The following is a 21,883-nucleotide window of genomic DNA, read 5'->3' on the forward strand; positions in this document are numbered from 1 at the left end:
AATGAATATTCCAACGATGCGACAAGCCTGTCTATGCGGATTGTATTGAGGGTGATTCAGGGAAAATTGGAGGTAAAGAGAGGACTAGGATTCTCGGGGTCACATCTTTATGCAGGTTCAGAGGCCGTTTCGTGCGCAACAATACCGTTATTCTCATGCTACTTCGTAGCACGCGCCCGACATAGGGGGCTCAAACACCAGCCCCCTATGAACCCCGGCTGTTGGCTAAATTATGTCGCTAAAGCGGTGCCTTCGTCGGTATCAGGCTTAGAGGACCGCTTGCGACACGTTTACTCGCCCCATAAACGGGGCTCGCCCTTCGGGCCAGCACAAGTGCTGTTCAAAAACGTCTCTGACGTTTTTGTCCGACGCGGCACTGGCTTTCGCGGCATCCATGCCGCTCACTCGGCGGTCATGCCCACCGCTGCATAATTTTTACGCCAGATAACGGCCAGACCCGATGGCATCCTTACATTGTGTATAAGGAGCTGCACTTGCGAAAGAGAAGACGGATACAGCATACGCAGTACCCGCAAATATCTTAGCGAGCGCGGCCTACAGCCTCACCCAGTTGCCATACGGCCATCGCGTAGTGCGTGCTGTGGTTGTAGCGCGTGATGGTGTAGAAGTTCGGCAGTCCGTACCAGTATTGGTAACCCGTGCCGATGTCCAGCCGCAGCAGGCTGGCTTCACTGTATCCCGCCAGCGAATGCTGTGGCGTTAATCCCGCGGCCTGTAATTCCGTGAGCGAGTAGCGGGTATTAAAACCGTTCGGGAGCAGAGGAGCCTGACCATTTGCCTGCACCGCCACAGGGGCGCCTTTCACCCATCCGTGCGCTTTGAAATAATTGGCTACGCTGCCAATCGCATCCACCGGATCCCATAAGTTGGTATGTCCGTTGCCGTCGAAATCCACCGCGTAGTTCTTGAATGATGACGGCATAAACTGCCCATAGCCCATCGCGCCCGCGTAAGAACCGCGCAGGCTGAGCGGATCGTTGCCTTCTTTACGCGCCATCAGCAGGAAGGTTTCCAGCTCGCCCGCAAAGTAATCGGCACGTCGCGGGTAATCAAACGCCAGCGTTGCCAAGGCATCAATAATGCGCGTTTTCCCCATCACTCTGCCCCAGCGGGTTTCAACGCCAATAATGCCGACGATGATCTCAGGCGGGACGCCGTAAATGTTCTGAGCGCGCTGTAGTGCATCCTGATATTGATTCCAGAACGCCACGCCGTTCTGCACGTTGTCTGGAGTAATAAACTGATTGCGGTAGCGGTTCCAAGATCCGTTCGGCCCTGAAGGCGGGCGCGATGTCGGGGCTTGTTTATCCATCAGACGGATCACCCAATCCAGACTTTTCGCCTGCACCAGCACATCATGCAGCTGCTGGCGGTTAAAGCCGTGCTCCAGCACCATTTTATCGACAAACCGTGCGGTAGCCGGATTGGTCGCAAAATCACCGCCTAGCGGATGGACATTGTGTGCGGGTTCAAGCAGGAAGCCACCTTTAAAAGGATTACCTGAAGGCGCTTCTGCGGGAGGAGGGGCCGGCTGACTGCTACAGGCCGAGAGCAAAACGAGCAGAGGGAGAAAACGAACCAAATGACGCATCAGATATCCGTATAGCCAGGTAAGAAATCAATACAGGCTATGGTAAAGGATTGTCTGATGTGAAAAAACCAGCCAGAGGTGAAAAAATGCAGCGCGCCGCTCAAATAGAAGACCAACGCGCGCGTCATCACATCCGAATCAGTTCTTCTTCACAAACTCGGACTTCAGCTTCATCGGGCCGAAACCGTCGATTTTACAATCAATATTGTGATCGCCTTCAACCAGACGAATGCCCTTCACGCGGGTGCCAATTTTCAGCGGCGTTGAGCTGCCTTTTACTTTCAGATCTTTAATGACCGTTACTGTATCGCCATCCGCCAGCAGATTGCCGTTAGCATCTTTTACCACTAAAGCGTCATCCTGCGCTGGCGCATCGCCTGCTGCCGACCACTCATTTCCGCATTCAGGGCAGTTAAGCATCTCGCCTTCTTGCCAGATATATTCAGAACTGCATTTTGGACAATGAGGTAACTGTTGCATGATAAACTCCTGAAAAATTCACAATAAAAAAGTAATAAATATCATTAGGTAACTACCATATTTTCGATATTTTACCCTTTTATGCATATTTTTGATAGTGAAGCCGCGTTTATCGTGACTTTACGACGCATCTGACGCCGTTTCGCCTCTTGCCGCCAGAAACGCAATCAAGGCCTCTTGCGTTAGTGCTTTGGAATACAGCCAGCCCTGCGCATAAGCGACACCAAAGCTTTTCAGATAGGCTTCCTTGTCGTGGCATAGTGAATTTGTCCATCTGAATAGAGGTGATATTCTCACCTCACAACAACACAGGCGACACAATGCGAAGACGTTTTAGCTCCAAGTTTAAACGGAAATCTGCTCAGTTAGTTCTCCACCAAAATTACACCGTCTTGGATGCCATGAATGTCGGCTTGTCTACAATGGCGCGCTGGGTAAGGCAGTTACGGGAAGAGCGGCAAGGTAAATCGCCCCAAGCCTCCCATAACACCTGAGCAGCGTTATGGTGCACCGCGTCTCGCTGACGAACTGCCGAAATACAATGTCAAAACCATTGCCGCCAGTCTGCGTCGTCAGGGGCTGCGGGCAAAGGCCGCACGCCGGTTCAACCCGGTCAGCTACCGTAAGCACGGCCTGCCGGTATCGGAGAATCTGCTGGCGCAGGACTTCAGCGCCAGCGGCCCGAACCAGAAATGGGCAGGAGACATCACGTACTTACGCACAGATGAAGGCTGGCTGTATCTGGCGGTGGTCATAGACCTGTGGTCACGTGCCGTTATTGGCTGGTCGATGTCATCACGGATAACAGCACAGCTGGCTTGTGATGCATTGCAGATGGCACAGTGGCGAAGAAAGCGACCGCAGAATGTGATTGTTCACACCGACCGTGGTGGGCAGTATTGTTCAGCGGCTTATCAGGGGGTGCTGGAGCACCACAACCTGCGTGGGAGCATGAGCGCCAGAGGCTGCTGTTACGATAATGCCTGCGTGGAAAGCTTCTTTCACTCACTGAAGGTGGAATGTATTCACGGAGAACGCTTTATCAGTCGGGAAATCAGAATTGAACTCGAATTGAGTGTTTTTCATACAAAAACAGATGGAATGGCGGGAGAGCTGTCACTGGGCGGGGTGTAGAGCTATTTAGCAATAAGTGCTATTTATTTTGCTGTTTTAAGGTATTTTACAATTTTCATATTAATCAATTAGTTAATCAATATCAGTTTAAATTCTGACCTAATTCTTATCTGCTTTAGCCAAGAAAAAGGGCTATGCCCGTTAAGACATAGCCCTTCTTTCATCAGCAGTTATCCTTACCCACGTCGATTAAACGCTCCCTGCACCACATTGCCGCCTTTCTCAAGGCTTGCCATGTAGTCGGCATACCATTGCAGCATCTCACGTCTGCCATCGAGATATTGCGCATGGTTGTAGGTGCCACGGATAGCATTCTTATCCACATGCGCCAGTTGGGTTTCAATCCATGCGGTGTTATAGCCCTGTTCATGAAGAACGGTGCTCATGGTATGACGGAAGCCGTGACCCGTAATCCGGCCTGTATAGCCAATTCGCTTAAATACCTGATTGATACTGGCTTCGCTCATGGTCTTACTTGGATCATTGCGTCCCGGAAACAGTAAAGGAAATTGCCCCGTCATTGCTCTGATTTGTTCGATAATGGCTAACGCTTGGGTAGAGAGCGGGATGATATGGGGACGGCGCATTTTCATGCGTTCAGCAGAAATTTCCCATAGCGCTTTCTTGGTATCGATTTCTGACCATAACGCACCGCGCAATTCACCTGTTCTCAGGCCAGTAATGATCAGCAATCTCGCTGCCAGCACCATCAGTTCACTACCAGAGTAGCCAGCAAGGGCTTTAAAGAAGGCCGGAAGCTCTTCAGTGGTTAGGAACGGGTAATGTGTGGACTCATGCCCTTGCATGGCACTGGTGAGATCTGGCGCGGGATTATACTCAGCTCTGCCTGTCACGATGGCGTAGCGAAACACTTCGCCGCAGCGTTGACGCACTTTCTTGGCTTTTTCGGTCGCTCCCCTGTCTTCCATTTTTTTCAGCACGTTTAGCAATTCCAGCGGCTTAATGTCTGCAACAGGGCGTTGACCAATGAACGGGAAGACGTCTTTGTTGAACGCTTCAAGAATGTCAGAGGCATACCCCGCTGACCATTTCTTCACTTTCATGCTGTGCCATTCGAGTGCAATTTGCTGAAAGGTATTTTTTACTTCTTCGATTTGAGCTTGTTTGCTTTCTTGCTTAAACGCACTCGGATCAACGCCATTAACCAGCAGCTTTTTAGCATCATCTCTTTTGCTTCTGGCATCGGCTAAGGTAATGGTCGGGTAGACACCAAACACCACACGTTTTTCTTTACCTGCGATCCGGTATTTCATGCGCCAGCTTTTGGTGCCGTTAGGGAACACCTCCAGATACATGCCCCCACCATCCGCTAACTTGTAGGGTTTATCTTTAGGCTTGGCAGTCTCTACCTGTCTGGCATTGAGCTTCATTTGGGGGCATCGGCTTTAGACCGAACACGATATGCCCCACCGATGCCCCCAACTCACCGTAGATTTCTGTGAACGTGAGTAGACGAGCAGAGACAATAAGAGCCGTAAAACCGCGTATTATAAGGGTTTAAAGGGTGTTTGAGTAGACTTAGGGAGACGTTAAAACGTAATAATAGGAGTCGAACCAATCCACATATATAATTGTTTTTATTGATTATTTTTTGTTATTAAAATTTTATTTATACACATACCTATACACATCGGCGCTTGAGACCCAAAAAGCAAACGCAAAACTTCGCTGTGAAATATGCACAATACCGCCCAATAAAATGATTTTTTGAAAAACTGTTCACCCTCTTCACCTTTCATTTTTTATCTTTATTTTTAGTGAGTTAAGTGGTGAACAGCGAGTGAACAGGTGACGAGTTACTCATCACCAATGCAGGTAAGATACTGCTAGGCTGCAATTGTGGTACTCTTTATCGCATATATATGCGGATTAAAGGTGAAGCACATGCGCTATGAAATGGCAGTACTCGCGGCTCTGATACAAGAGGATTACCCGAATACGCAATCTATCGTCACCGCTACAGGTATCTCTGAAAGAAAAGTACAGGAAGTGCTAAACACGCTCCAGTCAACGATGGATATCAGCATATCACGCGTAAAAAGTGGCAAACGGCAAGCTTTGTCTATCTCGTCATGGGGCGTGTTTGGTGACGGGGAACGGCTGATCGAAAAACTGAAAAACACCGACCTGTCGATATTTAGACAGCATCGGAAAATCACCACAAAAGTGTTGCCAAACAAAACGCGATCCTCGCCTATGGTGACGCTGGATGAAAAGCGCGATTACTACAATCAGGTGAAACTCAAAAACTATCGGGATAGTATGCGTCTTGAAGGGTTCAGCGTTGAGGATACGCCGCTTCCCGCAGACAAACAGGAAAGGGAAGCTCTGAGAAAAAACCTGATTGCTATGTATAAGGCGAGTGGTTATGTCTGATAAATACGGCTCAGGGCAAGATCCTTATACCTACCCCGATAGCGATGTTCTGATAAACAAACTCGGCATCAATGATGACAGTCAATTCGACGATGCGGAGCGTCAGTTATCCGAATTAGCTGTTCTCGATAATGATTTTGAAGAACCGCCTTACGACCTGCATTATTGGTGTGGGCTGCACGGAAAAATATTCGGGGATTTATTCGATTGGGCAGGAGAAATACGGCGTATTGATATTTCTAAAGGTCAAACACGTTTTTGCACCGTATCTCGTATTGAAATTGAAGCCAATAAAATATTTATGCGGCTATCCAATGATGATTTTTTACAAGGCCTTGAACGTCCAGCGCTAATAACTCAGTTAGCAGAATACTATTCAGATTTGAATGTAATTCACCCGTTTCGGGAAGGCAATGGACGTTCTCAGCGTTTATTGTTCGAGCATATGATTATCAATTGTGGCTATGGTGTCTCTTTCGAAAATATCGGCGTTCAGGAATGGCTAGCGGCTAACGTGGCCGGATACCACGGCAATACTCGACCATTAACCGATATTTTTGAGAAAAGTATTCTCTGACATCCCCAATAAAAAGATTTTGTACAAAACTGTTCACCCTCTTCACCATGGTTTTTTATTTTTATTAATCAATAAATTAATGCGTGATGAGTCGGTAAATAGGTGATGAGTCACTCGTCACCCTTTGAAGTATCTGGACGTAAAAAAACCGGCCGGAGCCGGTTTTGTCGTTTCTGGTGTCTACCTCGCTATCTCACATTTGGGTAGCCAGTCGGCATCGGATTCGTCTTTCAGCTCTAGATTGGTCTGTATGCCCTGCTTGGTTCTGCCCTTGAGGTAACTCTGCCCGTATTCCGACATCATGTTAGGCAGCACCTTACCAAAGGCCGTCAGGCTGATCGGCTTCTGGTGGCCGTGCGACTCCATAAAGGACAGGTAGGCGTGATACAGGTATTTACGCGGGTTGCGTGGCGTGATGTTGGCGTTACCCATATACAGCCCGGTGGTGTCGCCGTGCGCCAGCAGGTAGCCGCAAAAATCAACCAGCGGGTCAGCCTGCCGTTTGATTTCCAGTGCCTCAGCGGAGTGTTGCTGTGCCTGTAACAGCGTCCGGGCGTCGTTTGGCTCTTCAAAGCGTTTCATCAGGTGACGCACAATCACCGCCAGTTCAGCGCGGATTTTCTCTTTCAGCTTGGGATCGCGTTCACTGGCCGGGATGGTTTCGCCGAAGTGGATAATCACCCGGCGACGGGACACGCCGCCGCTGCGGTCGCTAAAGCGCATCGGAGAGTTGTTCACGGCCAGAATCACCGCCGGTATCCGGGTCGAGTAGGCGTCACGGTATTTCGGGTCAACCATCACCGCATCGCCGCCGGTAATGGCCTTGATGCCTGCACCGTCACCGCTCCATTTTTCTTGGTCAGGCAGGACGATTAAGGAGAAGCCAATAATCGACGAACGTTCACGCGACGATTCAATGGTGTTGATGGTGGCCGCCGTGGTGTTGTCCTCCCCGGCCAGCATGGTGGCGATTTCGGCCAGAATACTCTTGCCGCTGCCGCCGGGGCCGGTGACTTCAAGGAACAGTTGCCAGTCGTAGCAGTTCGCCAGCACCATAAACAGCGCGGCCAGAATACGCTCCTGTTTATCCGTGTTGTTCCCGGCGGCACGGGTCAGCCAGCGCCAGAAGTGTGGGGCGTTATCGGCAAGATTTTCCCCGGCCTTAAACGGCGTGTAATCCACATCATTGACGGTATTCAGCCAGTGCTCCCGGCGGTGCGGTTTAAATTCCCCGCTGACGGTATCAAACACCCCGTTACGAAAACCGATTAACCGACGCTGGGGCTTTTCCTGCATCGGGATAATCAGTTTCAGGGTGTCCAACACGCTGCCAATCCCGGACGCGGTAAAGGGCGCCTGTATCTTCTGAAACAGTGCCGCAATATCCCGGCTTAACAGGCGATAAGGCAGGACTTTCCACGCGCCGTTCTGGTACTGGAAGAACGTTTCCCCAAAAGCGTCAATCGCCAGCGTATCGCGGTAGTGCTCACGTATCTTCTCCGCTTTCTCGCTGGCGCTCATGGCCTTGAATTCAGCCTCGCCCAGCGACGCAAACGGGCTGACCGGCTCTGATTGGGTAAACGCATTCAGGTGCTGCCGGGTGGCATCGGCACCCTCAGCAAGATACACATCATTCCAGTCACCAAATACTGGCGGCAGCGCGACACGGCCATTGATGGCAGTAGCGGCCTGTTCGGCTTTGGTCTGGCCGGTGCCGTTCTCGTCCCGGTCAGCGGCTATCAGCAGTGTGACCGCCGGGTGGCGGGTTTTCAGCGCACGGGCAAGGGATGGCAGGTTGTTCGCGCTGAGCGCGACATAGACCGCATCATCGGTTAACTGATGCAGCGTTAAGCCGGTGGCGTAGCCCTCGGCCAGCCAGATAACGCTGGCCTGTTTGCCGCTGAAACAGTGAAAGGTGCCTTTGACCTGTCCGCCTTTTAACGTGCGCTTGTCACCCTGTGCGTTGATAAGCTGGAGATTCACCACCTCCCCCTCTGGTGTGGTCAGCGGCACCAGTACATCACCGGGCTGATAGGCAACACCGCCCACGCGCAGCGGCTTACTCTGTAGGGTGGGCACGGCCATATCCGGCCAGCCTTTAGCGCTCAGGTAGGTGTTACCGGACTGTATCACTGCCTCTTTCAGTTTCGCCTGAGCCTGAACCGCCGCCCGTTGCCGGGCGGCCTCGCTGTCTGCGTCGTCAGATGTTGGCGCTGTCGGGCTGTCCGGCAGGTCGCCCAGCCATGCGCCTACTTTCAGGGCGGCTTCTGTCGGCGTCAGGTTCAGGGCTTTCTCAACCAGATTCAGGCCGTCACCCGCGCCGCACTGGTTGCAGAACCATGTGCCGCACCCCGCTTTGTTATCGAAGCGGAAACGGTCTTTGCCCTTGCACATCGGGCAGGCGGTATGCTGCCCGGTGGCACCAATGCGAATACCCACTGCCGGGAGCAGTTGCGGCCAATGGCCGCTGGCGCGTTTCACAGTCTGTGTCACGGTAAGGTGTGCCATGTGTCGCCCCTTAATGCAGTGTGGTGTCGGTGTAGTCAACGTCGCTCAGGTCGCCGAGCGTGTCAGGTGTATCCAGCGTGGCCGAGAGCACTTCCAGCCGTTCGGCCAGCACAAACAACAGCACCTCTTTTGCCATCGGGTTATCCAGTTCAATTACGGCATGGGTTAAGGCGCGGCACTGGTCGGTCAGCTCTTCTGGGGTCAGGGGCGTGTCATCAAACATGGCGTGTACTCCGCAGCGGCAGACGGCCAGCAAACGACAGTACATAGTCACGCGCCAGCAGACGGCGGGCGCTGATTTCATCTGGGGCGATAACGGCTTCACGGTGCGGTAAGGCGCGTAATTCGGCTCGACGCACGGCCAGAAACAGAAAGGTAAATTGCGGGTGTGACGGGGTGAGGGTCGTAGCCATGTGGCATTCTCCGTTGAGTAGCGAAAGCTGCTACCACCGAAGTTCTCACACTTGGGTGGTAGCCCAGACGGGGGTGAGAAACCGGCCTCAACGAACACCGGCCAGCCCGAAGGCTGCCCCGCCTGAGCCACCATTGTTTGGATGCAATAACGGCTAAAAAGCTGCCGCACATTATGCAGGTGTGCTAAGGCTGCGACGTAAAAAAAGACGCATGGCGCGTCTGGTGTCGCCGTTGAGTAACTCGGGTTCTCACGCCCGGCTACCGATTTTGCGGCAGCGGCGAAACTATAACGCCAAAAAGCCCCGGCAGGCAAGCCGGGGAAACGGATAAATTGCGCAGTCATGAACAGCCTCAGCAGTTGGTCAGCGCATCACCGGCACGGGATGCGTAGTAACGCCGGGGAGAATCAGAGGTGGCGGGCGTCGGTGCAACGCTCAGCAGCAACGCCCCGAAACGCTGTTCACGGGCGGCAACGGTGGCCGGGTTACGGATAGCGGGAAACAGTTGGTCGCACAGACTGAGGGCTTCCCGTTCATCAAGTGTGACCGACTGCCCGGCGATAGTTAAGGTGATCATGCGTGGTTCTCCTGTTGACGGGCGGCGATACGCTCGGCCACCCAGTGATGAATTTCGGACTCAACCCACGCGACGTTCTTCCCACCCAGTGGGACTCGGGCGGGAAAGGCCTTGCGGCCGCTCAGTTCATACAGCGTTGAGCGAGAAATGCCGGTGACGTGCAGCACTTCCGGTAGACGCATTAAGCGCTCTCTGACCGGATGCTGTGGCATCGGGGGCATAGCAGGAATGGGGGCTGGGGGGATGGCTGACAACATGTGGCGCTACCTCGTTAATGTCCGCCCGGCTCTGGCCGGATGGCGCTGGATTTCTCTGGTAGCTCGCTATTATGTGAATATTTTCGGAGACCGCAACAAGGGGAAGTTGTGCTATTGATGATACAAACTGGTTAAATATTCGCCTTAGATCGCATTTTAGTGCAGTGTTATGCAACCACGTGCAGCAATGTACATTGCTAATAATTCCTTTCTTTATTTTTCCTCCCAGCTATAGATAAAAGTTCTAAAAAAGCCGCTCGCCAGAAAAAAGGCTCAAAAAAGCGGGTGAACAGTATGAACACTCGGTGAAGAGTTCCTTATCAACTCTTCACCCATTTATTTATTGATTTATCTATTCTTTTTTCTCAGATGAAGAGTAGTGAATAGTTTTATAAAAGAGTTAGTTCTCAATTGGGGGGCGGCGTGCTGTAGAGATTGTTTTGTGTGGGAAGTGACACAACCAGCTCAGATAGCGGGAGTTGTGTGGTGAGCGGCAGAATAGCTTCAGGTTGAAAACACAGAGAACCCGATAATGAAAACTGACATGCTTACCGCAGTACTGAAAACCATTGGCAGCACCCAGGATGAGAAAACACGTAATCTCATCGACAGTGCTCTGAACGTCATGAATGAAAAGGCCAGCCATAACGCCACCGTCAGCACAAACAACGCGCTGGAGTCATTCAGCCAAGCAAAAGCCGCCCACACGGAGAATATGCTGAAACTGAACGATATCGGCGCAGCCATTACCCACAGTGAGAAAGAACGCCATAATGCCCTAGAGGAAAGTGCTGAGGCAGATCATAACTGGCGTACCCGTTTCCGTGAATTGCGCGGTGTGATGACCCCAGAATTGAAAGCTGAACACGGTAAGCGAGTGACCGGTCGTGAGCTGGCAGAAGAATTCACCACGCTGATTGCTGAACTAGAGGCCGAAAAATCTCGTGCCATGCTGGCCGCCTGCACATCCGGAAAAGCTTACGTCAATTCCCATCTGGAGGCATTCTCCGTCTACGCTCAGAGTGAATGGACGGCAGCGATGAAAAATATTAGCCCTGCTATGGTACGGGCTTTCGCCCTGCGCCTGCGTGAGCTGGAAATGAGAGGAGAGGAACCCCCCCATAACACTCTGTTTCAGGAACTGGGTGCGCATGTGCTGACCCAGAGCCACTATTACACCTTCAATATGGAACAGGAACCGGTTATCTCACAGCTTAACCTCCACCGTCCGGCACTCACCGGCGTTGATATGGATCTCTACAAAAGTCCGGCGCGTCAGATGGTAATGAACAAAGAGTTGGCACAGAAAAACAAAACACAAGGGGCGAAGCCATGATGCACTGCCCGTTCTGCGGCCACGCTGCCCATGCGCGAACCAGTCGCTCGTTATCGGAGAACGTTAAACAGCGCTATCACCAATGCCGGAATATTGAATGCTCAGCAACTTTCCGGACACTGGAATCGATAGAGGAAATTATTCAGCCATCGAACCGAAAAGATCTGCCGGTGCCGTATATTCCGTTATCCCCGGCCATGCAGAAAAAATATAAGGATTATCCAGCCTCAACCCTGCGGAGTTAATTAGTCAGATTATAATTTCATTACCGTCAGCATCAGGAAGTCGCCCGCCATTGCGCGGGCTTTTTTGCGAGCTTTTTTCTCTGGCTAGCGATTTTTTGACCGTGCATGCATACGGTGCATGGAATTGCATGCAATACTTCCCCCTGAATCTGCCCTACAGCGCCAGTACTGGCGCGGCCTGAGCGCTTCCATGCAACTGCATGAAAAGCGCTACACAAAGCGGGCAGGCGTGGCGGGGATAGCATTGCGCGCGAGAGTGTTTAGACGTGATTCATGCCGCACCGCTGTGCCACAGTTTTGAGGTTCCCGTTTGAGTATCGTACGTGGGATTAGTTTTTCACTGGTGCGTATGAAATGCGATTGGTGGGGTCTGGAAGGGATATAAAAAAGCCTCTGGTCATGCTGTTAGCTACTTTTCTGTCCGTTTGCACGGCTTAAATGCGATCACACAATTAATCTCTTCCATTCGTTCCTGTAATAGAATCAGTTCGATCCTGAAAAATACTAGGCTTACCTGCTCTTCATCCCCAAAACCGCCTGTGTCATTCGGGATAACCCACATCATTTTCGATGGCACACACGGCAGGAACCTGCAGACCGTCACGGCTGGTGTTTTTTCATCTTTCCTCACTAGCTAAATGGCGCAATTTTAATACTGTCTGGTTTGCTTTTAGGTTCACAGATAGACAGGATTTTGAAATTTCCTAGCCTTATTGTATTACACGTATAGCTTATCTATGTCTGTGCCACGTTACGTGGCATCAGCCATGTACGTAATTGTAGCCCGCAAATGCGAAATTCTGATAATACTTGAGCCAAAAACAGCATCACTAACTAGTTCAGTTATACCGTGTTCAGCAAGCTGATAAATAGTTTTGCATAATAGCGCTACATTTATTGGATGCAGTACCCCGTCAGCATTGGCCTTGCACGATGAGAAGTCGAACATCAATGTGTGAAGTTATTTATATTCCAGTAGCCCGTACATTTTCTGATTGATATCCGGTTCCAGCAGATGAAATGCGCGTACACTTCAAGTGTGGTATAACTCCTTGTGTGAATAAACAAGTAAAAATAGCTCTCACCATCATATCAATTTTTTCATTTAATCTATTTTTAAACCAGATATGTTAGCGAAAACTCAATCAACACTCTGTTAATTTATAAAAAAAATTAGTGTATTTACATATCTATTATTCATAAAATATGAAAACCGAAAGACCACACTTTCATTAAAAAAAATCACAACTTGCATTAATAGAATACAACCCAATAAGATAATATAGAAAAAAGGATTTTTTTTAAAACAACCCATATTTCACATTTTAATTAAAAATTAAATCACCTTATCAAAACAATTATTACACAGCCCTTGTTTTACATATGCAGGATGATTTACATCGATAGGTTTTTTACACGATAGATGAGGACAAATGAAAGCTTCTCCAATATCCATCATAAAAGCCTGAAAAAAAGAATCCTCTAAAGAAATTCGTCTAATCTCTCTCAATTCCTTAATGTTAATGTCATTAATAACGCTAGTATCTAATTTATTTTTTGTTATATTCAATGAATTATAGCATCCATAATCTATGGAATAAACGTTATAAGAAACCCCTGCATGATCTTGATGCGAGTAACCGCTTTTCCGTAAATGTATCACTCTAAAATCAATAAGATTTTGTATATGCTTATTATTTGAATATTTCTCTGGAATGAGAAAATGCATAGACTTCTTTTTTTCGATCACTTCTTGCACAATTTTAGTTAAAAGATTTTTTCAATTTCATTTTTATCAACCTGTTCTTTTTTATCTTTTTCATACCATTCGGCATTTGCAGAACGCAAATTCTTAACGCTTATCCTTAATGCACTTGAGCTAGAAGAAAGCATAAACCTATCATAACTATTCAGGAAAAGATTCATGAAATCCCGAGGAATCCCCGCGCAAGCAATTAAAATTTCATTCAATGAGACATTTGCAAACATAATATTAATAAAACTATCTTTTGTTTTTTTCTCTTTTTTAATTAAAGCATCTATTTCATTTTTATCTATAGATGAAAGATGTTTATACAAGAGATCATTAAAAAAATCTCGAGTTTGATTTTTGTTTACTTCAAATACATATCTTAGATCTAAGTGATAGCCGAATATGTCCCCACCATCCTCTAACCCAAAGAATTTATTATCATTCTTGAACCCAAGATTAGTTCTATTTGGAATTGCAGCAATTTTTGTAATAACACTTATAGCTGAAAATGTTTTCTTAATTATCTCAGCTAGCGCTGGCTGTGTATCTTTAGATATCTCAGACCACTCATCAAGCAAAATCATAATATATCTCACCCCTAAAGATTCAATGATTTTCTCGATGGTATTTGTTATATGAAGAATAGAAATATGCATTCTAACTTCTGTTTTTTTTGATTCCTTAATTGAACCCTCAGCAGATAGCTTCAAGCTAGGATTCTTGGATACTTCCAAACCGCCATTAATGCTCTTCACTTCTTCTTCTGACACAGTAAGATCATTTGTTTTTTTCAGTTCTCTTCCATCAAATTCCAAATACAGTTCTGAAAATAACTCTTTTAATTCACTTAGCTTAATTTCAAATAAAATTTGATTTTTAGTATCAAACTCGCTCATCTCCAAAATAGTAGGGATATTTTGATAAAGTGAATATGATACTTCTTGAATTAAATACTTAAATATTAGCACAACATTTACATCTTGACTCTCAGAACTAGTTGGAATCAAAGGTATAATTCGTCTTAAATCTATATAAACAGGAAATATTTTATCCTTTGAGAAATCATTCAGTACATCTTCTGACAAAGCTTTTAAAAGATGAGTTTTGCCAGAGCCTCTTCTCCCATAAATAACACTATTATTAATATTATTTATATTCCTTATATTTTCATCTCCAGAGTAAAGTTCAAGATAGCTACTATAGTCAATTTTTTCAGCTCTGATATTATTGGCTAACTTGCTAATACAATTTCTTATTTCAGTTTTTTTAATACTCATCATTAGTTCCCTTTCACAAGAAATTCACTATACCAAGAAATCATATCTCGGCGTTGTTCAAGATAAAGAGCATGGTTGTAAGTCCCACGAATACTATTTTTATCTACATGCGCCAACTGCATTTCAATCCATGCAGAGTCATAGCCTTGTTCATGCAGGATAGTCGACATGGTATGCCTGAAACCATGCCCCGTTAGCCGTCCCTCATAACCTATATGCTTTATCATACGGTTGATGCTTCCCTCGCTCATGGGCTTATTGGGATCGTTCCGACCGGGAAACACATATTTATAGTTGCCACTGATGGTTTGTAGTTGGCTTAACAAAGATAGCGCTTGTGTGGACAAGGGGACAAGATGAGAACGTCGCTTTTTCATTCTTTCCGCTGGGATTTCCCAGATTGCGTGCTCGAGATCAAATTCTGACCACTCTGCCGCACGGAGCTCTATCGTTCTCACGCCGGTCAACATCAGCAGTTTGGCCGCTATTTGCACTAATACGCTACCGGTATAGGACTCAACCGCCTGAATTAACGCCGGGATCTCATCAGCTTTAAGGAATGGGTAATGCTGTGCTTTGTGCGTGGTAAGTACACTAGTCAAGTCCGCAGCTGGGTTGATCTCTGCCCTCCCCGTTGCGATCGCATAGCGGAATACCTCGGAACAACGCTGGCGAACCTTTTTCATTTTCTCTAATGCACCGCGCTTCTCCATCTTGCGCATGACATTCAGCAGTTCTAGCGGTTTTATCTCTGCGATGGCACGTTTCCCCACATAGGGGAAAATATCATTCCTGAAGGCTTCCATGATGTCAGAAGCGTACCCCGTCGACCAACGCGCACTTTTCATGGCGTGCCACTCACGCGCGATTATTTCAAAGGTATTCTCTGATTCAGACATCAGATTAAGTTTTTGTGCTTTGCGATGCTCGCTTGGATTAATACCGTCTAATACCTGCTTACGTGCTTCATCGCGTTTTTTACGCGCTTCAGCCAGACTCACCAATGGGTAAGCGCCGAAAGAGATCATCTTGGGCTTACCGCCGAAACGATAGCGAAAACGCCAGCTTTTGCTGCCTGTCGGCTCAATAAGTAATGAAAGCCCTAAGCCGTCACCGAGTGTATAAGGCTTTTCTTCAGGCTTCGCGCTACGAACCTGCATATCGTTGAGTGCCATGTGTATAGGAATCCTTTATCTAACCTGTCTATACACAATCCTATACACATTAATACCCGGATGTCACTGGACAATATCGGACGCACATGGACGTAAAAGTAGCAATAATAATTGATTTTAAAGGATTTTATGGACTTTCTCGGATGTATTCGGAGGAGCTAGTGGTGCCGATAATAGGAGTCGAACCTACGACCTTCGCATTACGAATGCGCTGCTCTACCAACTGAGCTATATCGGCTTTGGGATCGTCGTGACGAGAGCCTGACGTGAACTACGGGGTGACAAATTAGTGATAATGGCACGTCAAGTCAAGCGTTTGGCGATCGTCTGCTGATTTTATCAGCATCCACGCTGTTCTGATAATTTTCCGTGCTAATAGCGTCATATGCTATAGTTTTTCGGCTTAACGGACACGCATGTGGAGCATGTTTCCTATAGTCACCCTCTTCTTCGGGTGAAGTACCAGAAAGATGGTCCCTAATCATGTGAAATCACTCCCACCTAATTACGCCGCCATTTCATAATCCACCGGTGTTTGATAACCCAGCGTTGAATGTTTGCGACGACGATTAATAAAACACTTCGATATAATCGAGTATCGTATTCATCGCCTCTTCTCTGCTGACAAACGCTTTCCATTACCACATTGTCGTAACAGCAACCCTTTCCACTCATTGAGCAGCGTAAGTCGTTATCTTTCAGTACGTCACTGATATGGAAAAGAATGCTCGTGAAACCGCCGACTCAATCCACTCTGCCGCAGAGAAGCATCAGCGTTAATGTGAAATAACGCGTTATTGTAATAGAGGATAAGTAATTATTACCCTTTATCCTCCGATAGCAAGACAGGTTATGTATTTGTGAAACGCCCACAAAGCATAGCCTGTTACTATTGGAGGATATTTCTCTTATGCGGTTATTTTATTGCGTTTGTATTGCTGTATTAAACTTTAAGTTAACTACATATAACACAGCAAAAAATCACAATTGGAATGAGATGTTTTATTTAGAAAATATCTGAAGTAAAAAGCGGAATAAAAATAACGCTGCGCATATCTCTTTGATATACGCAGCCATTAAGTAATTAGGCGCGAATCAAATCGTCGCCATAACCAATCCACTTATAGGTGGTCAGCGCTTCCAGTCCCATTGGGCCGCGCGCATGCAGTTTCTGGGTACTGACCGCCACTTCCGCGCCCAGACCGAACTGACCGCCGTCGGTGAAGCGCGTACTGGCGTTGACATACACCGCAGAGGAATCCACTTCACGCACGAAGCGTTCCGCATTGCTCAAGGAACGCGTCAGAATCGCATCAGAGTGCTGTGTACCATATTCGCGAATATGGGCAACTGCCGCATCCAGATCGTCCACCAGCGTAACGTTCAGGTCGTTAGAGAGCCATTCATCGTTATAGTTGGCCTCTTCCACCGCAACGACGCTTGCCGGGCCACCGGTCAGATAAGGCATCGCTGAAGGGCTAGCGTGCAGCGTAACGCCCGCAGCGGCCATTTTCTTGCTCAGCTCTGGCAGGAAGCGGTCGGCAATCTGTTGATTGACCAGCAGCGTTTCCAGGCTGTTGCAGGCGCTAGGGCGCTGCACTTTGGCGCTTTCAATGACCGTCAGCGCTTTGTCGAAATCGATGCTGTCGTCAGCATAGATGTGACAAACGCCGATACCACCGGTGATGACCGGAATCGTCGATTGTTCGCGACACAACTTATGCAGACCAGCACCGCCACGCGGAATCAGCATATCCACGTAGCGATCGAGCTTCAGCAACTGATTGACCAGCTCACGATCTGGGCTTTCAATTGCCTGCACCGCAGCGGCAGGCAGGCCGCACTGCGACAGCGCCTGCTGAATCACTTTTACTGTCGCCGCATTGGTGCGGTACGTCTCTTTTCCGCCGCGCAGAATCACCGCGTTACCGGTTTTCAGGCACAGGGACGCCACATCAATGGTGACGTTCGGGCGCGCTTCATAAATCACCCCGACCACGCCGAGCGGCACGCGGCGACGCTCCAGCTTAAGCCCGTTATCCAGCATGCTGCCGTCAATCACCTGCCCTACCGGATCGGTCAGGCGACAGACCTGACGCACATCGCTGGCAATCGCGCTCAGTCTGTCCTGCGTTAAGAGCAGGCGATCCTGCAACGCCTCACTCATGCCATTTTGGCGCGCATCGGCTAAATCCAGCGCGTTAGCCGCCAGAATCGTCGCACTCTCGGCTTCCAGCAAATCCGCAATCGTCAGCAGCGCGCGGTCTTTCTGAGCCGTGCTCAAGACCGCTAGCTGATAAGAGGCCGCTTTTGCCGCTTTACCCATTTGTTCAAGCATCGCGAACTCCTTAATTGATAATCATATCGTCGCGGTGGATAGCCACCGGACCATATTCGTAGCCAAGAATATCGGCAATCTGTTGAGAGTGGTGTCCGGCAATCATACGCAACGCATCGCTGTTATAGCGCGTCACGGCATGCGCCACATCGCGGCCTGCCAGACTACGCACGCGGATCACTTCACCACGAGAGAAGTTCCCTTCTACGGTGCGGATGCCTTTAGGCAACAGCGAACTGCCGCGTTCGAGGATCGCCGAGAGCGCACCATCATCGACGGTAATTTCCCCCGCAGGTGGAGCACCGAAAATCCAGTGTTTGCGGCTTTCCAGTGGCGCATCGAGCGCATGAAAACGCGTTCCGACGGAGATGTCGGCAATCACATCGCCAATCACACCCGGTTTGCTGCCGGCAGCAATCACTACATCGATACCGGCACGGCAGGCCACATCGGCAGCCTGCAATTTGGTCGACATGCCGCCCGTTCCGAGGCCAGATACGCTATCGCCCGCAATGCTGCGCAGCGCATCGTTGATGCCGGTGACTTCACGGATCAGCTCCGCATCAGGATTATTGCGCGGATCGGCGGTAAACAGCCCAGCCTGATCGGTCAGCAGCAGCAGCTTATCTGCATCGGCCAGAATCGCCGCCAGCGCAGACAGGTTGTCGTTGTCACCGACCTTGATCTCGGCGGTCGCAACGGCGTCGTTTTCATTAATGACCGGGACGATATTGTTATCCAGCAGCGCTCGCATGGTGTCGCGCGCGTTGAGGAAACGCTCACGATCTTCCATATCCGCACGCGTCAGCAGCATCTGCCCGACGTGGATACCGTAGATGGAAAACAGCTGTTCCCACAGTTGAATCAGGCGACTTTGACCCACAGCGGCTAGCAGTTGTTTGGTCGCAATCGTGGCCGGGAGTTCGGGATAACCCAAATGTTCACGCCCGGCGGCAATCGCCCCAGAGGTAACAATAACAATCCGATGCCCTGCCGCATGTTGCTGCGCACACTGACGCACCAGTTCAACAATGTGGGCGCGGTTAAGACGGCGCGAACCGCCGGTTAGCACGCTGGTGCCCAGTTTCACAACCAAAGTCTGGCTGCCGCTCATAATTTTTCTGCCGTTGAATGTCAAAAAATAAGAATAAGGAAAACGTTGTAGCAGGACAGACGCGTTATGCCAACAGGCACAACGCGAAAACCTGCGAATAAATCGGGGATCGTCAGGGAAGTATCACGGTCGAGCGACGAGGGTACAGGCGGGTTCCAGCGCGTTAACTTGCTTCTCCAATCGAACATGGAAAGCCTTTCTGGCATTTTCCACCTGTTCCATCACGGCTTTATCCTTGATTTTTTCCTCACGCCAGTTGCCTTGTTTATCAAACAAACCGTAGTGATACTCATAGGCAAAACCTGTGCCGGTATCTTCCAAATTCAGCCACCAGCCCCAGAATTCCCGCTGTTCTGGCGCGGGCTTGATGTTGACACAGACCGCCAGGCAATCAAAGAAGAACGCGGTATCCTCGCACTGCGCTTCACGGATATAAGGCCCCAACGACGTAAAGTTTTTCATGAGTCGGCTTTTGGGGTGTCCACTCGGTAACATCATCTACGATCTCCTCTGGTTGAACATTCTTTTTAGCAGAGAATGGTAATTTATCAACCAATTGGCACAAGGTTACTGCTCGATGCTCACGTTTTTATCCATCATGTTCAACACACTTTATCCTGCAACCATCTGCTGATTTGCTGTAGTGCGCGGTGGAAATTCTGATACACCGGCGAGAAATTAACCGGCAGCAGTTTCCCTTGTGCGGATGAATTCACAATCATGCTGGCCTCTTCTTTCGGGCAAAGCGGATCGTTATCCCAGTAGCCTGCCAGCATCGGTGTCGGGCAACGGCGCCCTAACAGCCCCTGCGTTTTCAGCGAATAGCGCCCCAGCTCGGTTTTCAGCGAGGCATCTGTCGAGAACGGCATACCCAGCCGACTCGCCAGTACATCCATAAACATATCCGGCACCTGCTGCTGGCGATCCGGATCGCTTAACAGGTGGTGCACGACGGGGCCAAGACAGGCCACACCGCATAAGCGCTGCGATTCCAGATATGCCAGACGAACGGCAATATTGGCACCAAAACGGAAGCCAAACGCCACAACGCGGGTGTGATCGACCCACGGGACATCCGGCAGCGCACGCAAGACCTGCTGATGCAGGAAACTGGAATCCTGAGTCAGTTTCCAACGGGAAGAAAATCCAACGGAGGGAACATCAATCGTCAGCATTGCCATGCCCGCTGGCGCAAAATAGTCCTGAAACAGGCGATGATAATCGCTCTGCAACATTTCCAGGCTGCCGCACATAAGCACAGTAGGGAAAGGCGCTTTCGCCTGCGCTGGCATATGCAGAAAACCGGTCAGCGTACCGCCGCCCGTAATCGGGAAGGTCAGTTCTTTGAGTTCATAAGGCAGGTACTTGGCGGCCTCTTCATAGGCGCGGTTTGCCAGCGTTTGTGCCTGTTCCGCCAGCTCATCGCCTTTAATATGCGGATAGGCAGCAATGCTGTAGAGGTTGGCAGCATTCAACCAGAGTTGCCCGGTTTGTGCCCCGTCTTCATTCTCGAGCGCCCGCTGCTGCCAGTCTGCCCCCTGCTTCGCCCATTCATAAATCCAGTTGCCGCCTCGGTAGCCGATCACCGTATCGAGCAGTTGCTCGTTGCTTCTGTCGGCCTTACTGGCAGCAATGCGCGACAGCACGTCTTCGATTTCCCACGGGTCGACACCACGCCAAATCCACATCAGCCGGTTAATCAACCGATACCAACTGCGGGTCTTCTCCCCTTCCAGCGTAGAATGCAGCCCCTGCACATCCTGACTATTCCGCGCACGTCTGACCAACGTCGAGGTTTCTGGATGTTTAAAGGACGGTTTGAATAGCGTTTCAGACAGGTTAGCTTGCGCCACAGCAGCCTCCGTTAATGTAAACCGCTGTTAGCGGACATCAGACGACTTCTCGTCACCCATTAAAGTGTAACGAATTCAGGCCAGAGAAGACAAATATCAACGGCAGAAACACACGATCAGATCAAAGCTTGCGTCAGATAAAGATGAGGTTCAGAAACAACCGCTGTCAAAAACAACAATGCCCGGCTAAACCGGGCATTGTTGGAAACGAATATTCGCTCTGACGATTAACGGCCAGACAAAGGCGGAACAAAAACCACGCCCATATCCCACGGCTGTTCAATCCAAGTATCCTGTGGAATATCAATCACGTAGTCATCGACCAGCGGTTGACCAGCAGGTTTGGCGAAAATGGTCACAAAGTGCGCTTTCGGGTACATATCACGAATCGCCTTCGCCGTACCGCCAGTATCAACCAGATCGTCAACTACGATGAATCCTTCGCCATCTCCCTCGGCACGCTTGATGACTTTCATTTCGCGTTGGTTGTCATGGTCATAACTGGAGATGCAAACGGTATCAACGTGACGAATGCCCAGCTCACGCGCCAACAGCGCGCCAGGAACCAGACCACCACGACTAACAGCAATGATGCCTTTCCATTGTTCGGCAGGCAGTAAACGCTGTGCCAGTTTACGGGCATGAATTTGCAACATATCCCAGGTTACGACGTACTTTTCGCTCATAAAATATATCCCAGCCGAATAAAAAACGGCTTAAGTTGAGTCTGAGGGGGGAAAAAGGTTGCGCGAGATTATAGATAGCCAACAACATAAAAACCAGTTTTTCTCAACGTGAGAATCGAGTTTTTCCTGACAACCTGCGCCCTGCCGGGCC

The 21,883-nt window shown here is 49.3% G+C and carries 20 protein-coding genes, 1 tRNA gene and 2 pseudogenes; 5 read left to right on the forward strand and 18 right to left on the reverse strand.

Translation table 11 applies throughout. From position 1 onward, the window contains the following. Positions 1-541 precede the first annotated feature (541 nt). The gene (mltB, locus tag LOZ86_RS15935; protein ID WP_039485354.1) at positions 542-1,612 is read right to left on the reverse strand and encodes a lytic murein transglycosylase B; all 1,071 of its coding nucleotides are present in this window, start codon (positions 1,610-1,612) and stop codon (positions 542-544) included. Positions 1,613-1,750: 138 nt separating this feature from the next. Further along, positions 1,751-2,092, reverse strand: a complete 342-nt coding sequence (locus LOZ86_RS15940) for a zinc ribbon domain-containing protein YjdM (protein WP_039485351.1) — start codon at positions 2,090-2,092, stop codon at positions 1,751-1,753. A gap of 320 nt (positions 2,093-2,412) precedes the next feature. On the opposite strand from LOZ86_RS15940, the pseudogene LOZ86_RS21565 reads away from it, so the two are divergent. Beyond that, positions 2,413-3,324 (forward strand): annotated as a pseudogene (locus LOZ86_RS21565) (IS3 family transposase). Between the two features lie 78 nt (positions 3,325-3,402). On the opposite strand, the gene LOZ86_RS15955 reads toward LOZ86_RS21565, so the two are convergent. Further along, on the reverse strand, positions 3,403-4,617 hold the full coding sequence (locus tag LOZ86_RS15955; protein WP_039485349.1) for a tyrosine-type recombinase/integrase: 1,215 nt from the start codon (positions 4,615-4,617) through the stop codon (positions 3,403-3,405). A 514-nt stretch (positions 4,618-5,131) separates the two neighbouring features. Here LOZ86_RS15955 and LOZ86_RS15960 point away from each other — a divergent pair. Both LOZ86_RS15960 and LOZ86_RS15965 read left to right on the forward strand, forming a co-directional pair. Further along, positions 5,132-5,623 carry a YhfG family protein gene (locus tag LOZ86_RS15960; protein WP_039485346.1) on the forward strand — a complete coding sequence of 164 codons (492 nt, stop codon included), beginning with the start codon at positions 5,132-5,134 and terminating at the stop codon, positions 5,621-5,623. Continuing rightward, complete coding sequence (locus tag LOZ86_RS15965; RefSeq protein WP_039485345.1) at positions 5,616-6,200, forward strand: Fic/DOC family protein; 585 nt, start codon at positions 5,616-5,618, stop codon at positions 6,198-6,200. The genes LOZ86_RS15960 and LOZ86_RS15965 overlap by 8 nt, the downstream gene beginning before the upstream one ends. Positions 6,201-6,380: 180 nt before the next feature. Here the strand turns inward: LOZ86_RS15965 and LOZ86_RS15970 are convergent, their stop codons facing one another. The 6 genes and pseudogenes from LOZ86_RS15970 to LOZ86_RS15995 form a co-directional block, all read right to left on the reverse strand. Continuing rightward, a complete protein-coding gene (locus LOZ86_RS15970; protein ID WP_230242311.1) occupies positions 6,381-8,708 on the reverse strand; it encodes a phage/plasmid primase, P4 family in 2,328 nt (775 codons plus the stop codon). A 10-nt stretch (positions 8,709-8,718) separates the two neighbouring features. After that, entirely contained in the window at positions 8,719-8,931 is a 213-nt protein-coding gene (locus LOZ86_RS15975) for a hypothetical protein (protein WP_039481839.1), read from the reverse strand. Beyond that, positions 8,924-9,121: a host cell division inhibitor Icd-like protein gene (locus LOZ86_RS15980; protein ID WP_039481836.1), complete on the reverse strand. Its 198-nt coding sequence runs from the start codon at positions 9,119-9,121 to the stop codon at positions 8,924-8,926. The genes LOZ86_RS15975 and LOZ86_RS15980 overlap by 8 nt, the downstream gene beginning before the upstream one ends. Before the next feature lie 44 nt (positions 9,122-9,165). Continuing rightward, positions 9,166-9,465: pseudogene (locus LOZ86_RS15985) on the reverse strand (ash family protein); the annotation flags it as partial. A gap of 8 nt (positions 9,466-9,473) precedes the next feature. Beyond that, positions 9,474-9,698, reverse strand: a complete 225-nt coding sequence (locus LOZ86_RS15990; RefSeq protein ID WP_039481834.1) for a hypothetical protein — start codon at positions 9,696-9,698, stop codon at positions 9,474-9,476. After that, complete coding sequence (locus LOZ86_RS15995; protein ID WP_039481831.1) at positions 9,695-9,955, reverse strand: helix-turn-helix transcriptional regulator; 261 nt, start codon at positions 9,953-9,955, stop codon at positions 9,695-9,697. Before LOZ86_RS15995 ends, LOZ86_RS15990 begins: the two co-directional genes overlap by 4 nt. Positions 9,956-10,487: 532 nt before the next feature. Here LOZ86_RS15995 and LOZ86_RS16000 point away from each other — a divergent pair. Both LOZ86_RS16000 and LOZ86_RS16005 read left to right on the forward strand, forming a co-directional pair. Further along, the gene (locus LOZ86_RS16000) at positions 10,488-11,291 is read left to right on the forward strand and encodes a capsid protein (protein WP_230242313.1); all 804 of its coding nucleotides are present in this window, start codon (positions 10,488-10,490) and stop codon (positions 11,289-11,291) included. Further along, a complete protein-coding gene (locus LOZ86_RS16005; protein ID WP_116156036.1) occupies positions 11,288-11,536 on the forward strand; it encodes an ogr/Delta-like zinc finger family protein in 249 nt (82 codons plus the stop codon). Before LOZ86_RS16000 ends, LOZ86_RS16005 begins: the two co-directional genes overlap by 4 nt. A gap of 1,336 nt (positions 11,537-12,872) precedes the next feature. Here LOZ86_RS16005 and LOZ86_RS16015 read toward each other — a convergent pair. The 9 genes from LOZ86_RS16015 to gpt form a co-directional block, all read right to left on the reverse strand. Beyond that, entirely contained in the window at positions 12,873-13,286 is a 414-nt protein-coding gene (locus LOZ86_RS16015) for a hypothetical protein (RefSeq protein ID WP_230242315.1), read from the reverse strand. Between the two features lie 17 nt (positions 13,287-13,303). Beyond that, a complete protein-coding gene (locus tag LOZ86_RS16020) occupies positions 13,304-14,569 on the reverse strand; it encodes an ORC-CDC6 family AAA ATPase (RefSeq protein ID WP_230242317.1) in 1,266 nt (421 codons plus the stop codon). Next, positions 14,569-15,741 carry a tyrosine-type recombinase/integrase gene (locus LOZ86_RS16025; RefSeq protein ID WP_039486944.1) on the reverse strand — a complete coding sequence of 391 codons (1,173 nt, stop codon included), beginning with the start codon at positions 15,739-15,741 and terminating at the stop codon, positions 14,569-14,571. Before LOZ86_RS16025 ends, LOZ86_RS16020 begins: the two co-directional genes overlap by 1 nt. A gap of 162 nt (positions 15,742-15,903) precedes the next feature. Continuing rightward, positions 15,904-15,979, reverse strand: a tRNA-Thr gene (locus LOZ86_RS16030). A gap of 846 nt (positions 15,980-16,825) precedes the next feature. Further along, positions 16,826-18,079: a glutamate-5-semialdehyde dehydrogenase gene (gene proA, locus LOZ86_RS16035; RefSeq protein ID WP_039486946.1), complete on the reverse strand. Its 1,254-nt coding sequence runs from the start codon at positions 18,077-18,079 to the stop codon at positions 16,826-16,828. A 10-nt stretch (positions 18,080-18,089) separates the two neighbouring features. Continuing rightward, positions 18,090-19,193 carry a glutamate 5-kinase gene (proB, locus tag LOZ86_RS16040; protein ID WP_005975751.1) on the reverse strand — a complete coding sequence of 368 codons (1,104 nt, stop codon included), beginning with the start codon at positions 19,191-19,193 and terminating at the stop codon, positions 18,090-18,092. Between the two features lie 123 nt (positions 19,194-19,316). Continuing rightward, positions 19,317-19,691 (reverse strand): sigma factor-binding protein Crl, encoded by a 375-nt coding sequence (gene crl / locus LOZ86_RS16045; protein WP_039486949.1) that lies wholly within the window; start codon positions 19,689-19,691, stop codon positions 19,317-19,319. 104 nt (positions 19,692-19,795) lie between these two features. After that, on the reverse strand, positions 19,796-21,046 hold the full coding sequence (frsA, locus tag LOZ86_RS16050; RefSeq protein WP_039486951.1) for an esterase FrsA: 1,251 nt from the start codon (positions 21,044-21,046) through the stop codon (positions 19,796-19,798). 227 nt (positions 21,047-21,273) lie between these two features. Continuing rightward, positions 21,274-21,732: a xanthine phosphoribosyltransferase gene (gene gpt / locus LOZ86_RS16055; protein WP_039513955.1), complete on the reverse strand. Its 459-nt coding sequence runs from the start codon at positions 21,730-21,732 to the stop codon at positions 21,274-21,276. Between the last annotated feature and the right edge of the window lie 151 nt (positions 21,733-21,883).

The organism is Pectobacterium parvum (assembly GCF_020971565.1).
GTDB lineage: Bacteria > Pseudomonadota > Gammaproteobacteria > Enterobacterales > Enterobacteriaceae > Pectobacterium > Pectobacterium polare.

What these genes read in the sequence shown, in the direction of transcription:
- mltB (WP_039485354.1), bottom strand. Translation starts at nt 1,612, where the DNA reads ATGCGTCATTTGGTTCGTTTTCTCCCTCTGCTCGTTTTGCTCTCGGCC.
- LOZ86_RS15940 (WP_039485351.1), bottom strand. Translation starts at nt 2,092, where the DNA reads ATGCAACAGTTACCTCATTGTCCAAAATGCAGTTCTGAATATATCTGG.
- LOZ86_RS15955 (WP_039485349.1), bottom strand. Translation starts at nt 4,617, where the DNA reads ATGAAGCTCAATGCCAGACAGGTAGAGACTGCCAAGCCTAAAGATAAA.
- LOZ86_RS15960 (WP_039485346.1), top strand. Translation starts at nt 5,132, where the DNA reads ATGCGCTATGAAATGGCAGTACTCGCGGCTCTGATACAAGAGGATTAC.
- LOZ86_RS15965 (WP_039485345.1), top strand. Translation starts at nt 5,616, where the DNA reads ATGTCTGATAAATACGGCTCAGGGCAAGATCCTTATACCTACCCCGAT.
- LOZ86_RS15970 (WP_230242311.1), bottom strand. Translation starts at nt 8,708, where the DNA reads ATGGCACACCTTACCGTGACACAGACTGTGAAACGCGCCAGCGGCCAT.
- LOZ86_RS15975 (WP_039481839.1), bottom strand. Translation starts at nt 8,931, where the DNA reads ATGTTTGATGACACGCCCCTGACCCCAGAAGAGCTGACCGACCAGTGC.
- LOZ86_RS15980 (WP_039481836.1), bottom strand. Translation starts at nt 9,121, where the DNA reads ATGGCTACGACCCTCACCCCGTCACACCCGCAATTTACCTTTCTGTTT.
- LOZ86_RS15990 (WP_039481834.1), bottom strand. Translation starts at nt 9,698, where the DNA reads ATGATCACCTTAACTATCGCCGGGCAGTCGGTCACACTTGATGAACGG.
- LOZ86_RS15995 (WP_039481831.1), bottom strand. Translation starts at nt 9,955, where the DNA reads ATGTTGTCAGCCATCCCCCCAGCCCCCATTCCTGCTATGCCCCCGATG.
- LOZ86_RS16000 (WP_230242313.1), top strand. Translation starts at nt 10,488, where the DNA reads ATGAAAACTGACATGCTTACCGCAGTACTGAAAACCATTGGCAGCACC.
- LOZ86_RS16005 (WP_116156036.1), top strand. Translation starts at nt 11,288, where the DNA reads ATGATGCACTGCCCGTTCTGCGGCCACGCTGCCCATGCGCGAACCAGT.
- LOZ86_RS16020 (WP_230242317.1), bottom strand. Translation starts at nt 14,569, where the DNA reads ATGATGAGTATTAAAAAAACTGAAATAAGAAATTGTATTAGCAAGTTA.
- LOZ86_RS16025 (WP_039486944.1), bottom strand. Translation starts at nt 15,741, where the DNA reads ATGGCACTCAACGATATGCAGGTTCGTAGCGCGAAGCCTGAAGAAAAG.
- proA (WP_039486946.1), bottom strand. Translation starts at nt 18,079, where the DNA reads ATGCTTGAACAAATGGGTAAAGCGGCAAAAGCGGCCTCTTATCAGCTA.
- proB (WP_005975751.1), bottom strand. Translation starts at nt 19,193, where the DNA reads ATGAGCGGCAGCCAGACTTTGGTTGTGAAACTGGGCACCAGCGTGCTA.
- crl (WP_039486949.1), bottom strand. Translation starts at nt 19,691, where the DNA reads ATGATGTTACCGAGTGGACACCCCAAAAGCCGACTCATGAAAAACTTT.
- gpt (WP_039513955.1), bottom strand. Translation starts at nt 21,732, where the DNA reads ATGAGCGAAAAGTACGTCGTAACCTGGGATATGTTGCAAATTCATGCC.